Genomic DNA, 450 nt, shown 5'->3' with positions numbered 1-450 from the left:
TCTCGACGATTGTTGTCGTTCCGCTCAGTGTTACCGTTGGAGTGGTCTCGTCATCAGTGATCGTAACGATTGCCTGAGTTGTACTGCCTGCCGTAGCTCCTGTAACATTCGTGATATCGACAATTACCGTTTCGTTTCCTTCGTACAGCGCATCATCGGTCGGATCAATAGTGATCGTTCCGGTCAGCTGCCCTGCCGGGATGGTGATCGTAGTATTGCTTGCTGCATAATCTCCTGCCGAAGCTGTTCCTGCAAAGCCTAAGCTTGCCACTGTATCGGTAGTCGTAGCCGTGCTCAGCGTAGCGGTGATTGTAGCGGTGCCTGCTGCGTTCTCGACGATTGTTGTCGTTCCGCTCAGGGTTACCGTTGGGGTGGTCTCGTCATCAGTGATCGTAACGATTGCCTGAGTTGTACTGCCTGCCGTAGCTCCTGTAACATTCGTGATATCGA

Annotated in this window: 1 protein-coding gene; it reads right to left on the bottom strand. The window is 52.4% G+C overall.

Translation table 11 applies throughout. The annotated features are described in order from the left end of the window. Positions 1-450: Calx-beta domain-containing protein (locus tag DMB68_RS23165; RefSeq protein WP_317047387.1), on the bottom strand; the 450-nt coding region annotated here is incomplete at both ends.

It is taken from the genome of Flavobacterium hydrophilum, assembly GCF_003202405.1.
GTDB classification, from domain to species: domain Bacteria; phylum Bacteroidota; class Bacteroidia; order Flavobacteriales; family Flavobacteriaceae; genus Flavobacterium; species Flavobacterium hydrophilum.
Note: the sequence above shows the minus strand (reverse complement) of the source record. Positions and strands in the feature narration are given on the sequence as shown.